The organism is Pseudomonas sp. P4_C1, assembly GCF_056402155.1.
On sequence record NZ_JBFUHY010000150.1, the window covers coordinates 1 to 2,900 of the forward strand.

Sequence of the window (2,900 nt, forward strand, 5' to 3'; positions counted from 1 at the left end):
GCGGTATGGTCACGGCACCTTTACTGTCCCTGTTTGTCATTCCGGCAGCCTATCGCTTGATGCGTCGTCGGCAGCTCACTATCGAACCTCAAACCCTTAAAGGAAAAATCGTATGAAACTGACCCTTGTTGCAGTCGCAAGCACCGCCGTTGTGTTGTCGCTTTCTACTTACGCGCAGGACATGCCAGGAATGAAAATGGAAGGTATGGGCGACATGGAAATGAAGCAGGAGTCGAAGCCGGCTCCTGTCGCCAGCGCCGAGGGTACGATCAAGGCGATCGATCCCGCGAAGCATACGGTGACCCTCGCTCATGGCGCCGTTCCAGCAGTGCAGTGGCCGCCAATGACCATGGCCTTTTCAGTGACGGAAGATCAACTGAAAGGGCTGGAGGTTGGAGACCCTGTATCGTTTTCCTTTCGGCTGGAGGGCGGTAGAGCCACGATTGTTTCCATAAAAAAATGAAGGGCTGATGTTGCAGGTGACCGGTACCCATCGTCGTGCCGGTTTTTACCATTTGGGTCAGGTTGAAGTTTCTGTGCAATCCGTTCGTCGGTCCTGATGCTCTTTTGTTGAACTCGGGCTGAATGCACTTATCGAAAAAAACTGTGGGAATGCTTCCCACACAATGATGCCAACCGGCTCTCAAGGATCGTGCGGATGCCACAGTTGCTCGTGGTTGCTGCACATTTATGACCGTGCCGGTTGCCCGGCCGCTCCAGTGGGCGGCCGGGAACTCAACTGGACATTGCGTTCGATACGGAGGTGACGACGCAACGCCAAGCGGAGGTACATCATGCTGCTCAAGAAAACTTTGTTGGCTCTGGCAATCGGCGGGGTCCTGTCGGCATCGACTGTCCTGGTACCCGATTACATCGCAAGTTTCTCCAGCGCGTATGCCAAAGATGGTGGTAGCGGAGGCGGTGGTGGTCACGGCGGTCACGGTGGTGACGGCGGAGGCGGTAACGCTGGTAGCGGCCATGGAGATGGCGGCGGTCATGGCGCTGCAGGCAATGGCGGTGCAGGTGCTGGTGCTGCAGGCAATGGCGGTGCAGGTGCTGGTGCTGCAGGCAATGGCGGTGCAGGTGCTGGTGCTGCAGGCAATGGCGGTGCAGGTCATGGCGCTGCAGGCAATGGCGGTGCAGGTGCTGGCGCTGCGGGCAATGGCGGCCCGGGGCGCGGTGACGCTGACCATGGCGCAGTGGCCGGGAATAGAGGCCCCGGCATTGCGCATGACAACGACGATGACCATGGTGGCATGGCCGGGAACAGAGGTCCCGGCAATGCGCGTGACAACGACGCTGACCATGGCGCAGTGGCCGGGAATAGAGGTCCCGGCATTGCGCATGACAACGACGATGACCATGGTGGCGTGGCCGGGAACAGAGGTCCCGGCAATGCGCGTGACAACGACGATGCCAATGACAACGATGCCGCAGATGCAGCCAGGGACGCTGCCAAGGCTGATGCGGATGCAGCACGGGACGCTGCAAAAGCTGCTGGCGTAGCGGGCGCAGATGCAGCCCGGGACGCCGCCAAAGCCGACGTAGCTGCAGCCCGGGACGCCGCCAAAGCCGACGTAGCTGCAGCCAGGGACGCCGTCAAGGCCGACGTAGCTGCAGCCAGGAACGCTGCCAAAGCCGAGGTGAGCGCAGTCAGAGAGGCTGCCCAAGCCAAGGCGAGGGAAGCCAGAGAGGCTGTGGCTGACGCCCTGGATGCCCCGGATGAGGTATCGAACTAAACCTGCACGTTCGGCAATGAACATGGCAGGCATACCGTAGAAAACGTCCCGGGAGCTTGAGGGACGTATAGCAAAGAGTCGCAAGCCCTGAAGCGTAGCGGGGCTTGCGACTTTTTTTCGAAATCGTGTCGCCTTCACGAGTGATGAGCAAGTCGCTCGGATTCGAGAGGGGGGATTGCTCGGCCCGGCAAGGTTATTCAGGTATGAGATAAACTTGGGCCCTTTCGGCACAAGACTCAGGAGAGGTGATGAATGGAATCGTTTAGCGTTCGCGAGCTGAAAAAGACTGACGCTCAAGCGTTGCTGGCATTCGAAGTCCATAACCGTGAATGGTTCGAATCCCATATTGATGCGCGCGACCCTGCTTTTTACTCGTTGCAGGGTGTCGCCGATCACATAGAAAGCTATTTGTCCGATTTTGCCATTGGCGCCTGGCACCCGTTTGTCATAGAGGATTCCAATCAGAGAATCGTCGGTCGAGCCAATCTGAAAAGCATCGACTCATCGACCCGTTCTGCGCAAGTCGGCTATCGGATTGCTCAGAGCGCGTGCGGGCAGGGGCTGGCCACGCTGGCGCTGAGGCATCTGGTCCAGGAGGCACGGATGCGCTGGGGGCTTACGCAACTGGTTGCCTTTGCCTACAAGGAAAATGTGGGCTCAAGAAAAGTCCTTGATCGTTGTGGATTCCAGCTGGAACAACCCTCCTGTAACGAAAATTCGGGGAACGAAGACCGATTCGTCCTGTTGGTCCAGATAAGATCCCCCAGCGATTCAGAGCGTCGGCAGCAGGTCGGTGACGCCCCCGGTCACTCCTGCGGCGCTTGATCTTCAGCCACCTCTTTCCAGCTGTCATCCGGATCGAAGCGCTTCATCGATTGCGCCAGTTTTTCACCACCGGGCCCCAGGTCTTTCTCGAACACCTGTCCTTCATGACTGATCATGAAACTCATCACCCCGGTGTCATCGTATTTCGCCGGCCAGGCGATCAGGGCAAAGCCCCGGCTCATCTTGTCACCGATGAGGTAGCTGTAGGCGCCACCCGGTGCCGAAGGACCCTGGCCATCGAGGATACGGAAGCGGTAACCATGCCACTCTTCGTCGGCAATGGCTTTGCCGAACGAAGGTCCCAGCGGGCTGATCTGGCCGCTGTCGTCTTCCGCC

At 58.7% G+C, this 2,900-nt stretch carries 4 protein-coding genes; 3 read left to right on the plus strand and 1 reads right to left on the minus strand.

The genetic code is table 11. The features are described from left to right. Positions 1-112 precede the first annotated feature (112 nt). From AC1DU9_RS29650 to AC1DU9_RS29660, 3 genes are all read left to right on the plus strand, one after another. Positions 113-463, plus strand: coding sequence for a copper-binding protein (locus tag AC1DU9_RS29650; RefSeq protein WP_223462570.1), 351 nt, complete (start codon positions 113-115; stop codon positions 461-463). A gap of 431 nt (positions 464-894) precedes the next feature. After that, on the plus strand, positions 895-1,506 hold the full coding sequence (locus AC1DU9_RS29655; protein ID WP_477811251.1) for a hypothetical protein: 612 nt from the start codon (positions 895-897) through the stop codon (positions 1,504-1,506). Between the two features lie 485 nt (positions 1,507-1,991). After that, the gene (locus AC1DU9_RS29660) at positions 1,992-2,564 is read left to right on the plus strand and encodes a GNAT family N-acetyltransferase (RefSeq protein WP_223462569.1); all 573 of its coding nucleotides are present in this window, start codon (positions 1,992-1,994) and stop codon (positions 2,562-2,564) included. Here AC1DU9_RS29660 and AC1DU9_RS29665 read toward each other — a convergent pair. Further along, on the minus strand, positions 2,546-2,900 hold a 355-nt coding region (locus tag AC1DU9_RS29665; protein WP_477811252.1), incomplete at its 5' end, for a DUF2950 family protein. The two genes, AC1DU9_RS29660 and AC1DU9_RS29665, sit on opposite strands and share 19 nt — an antisense overlap.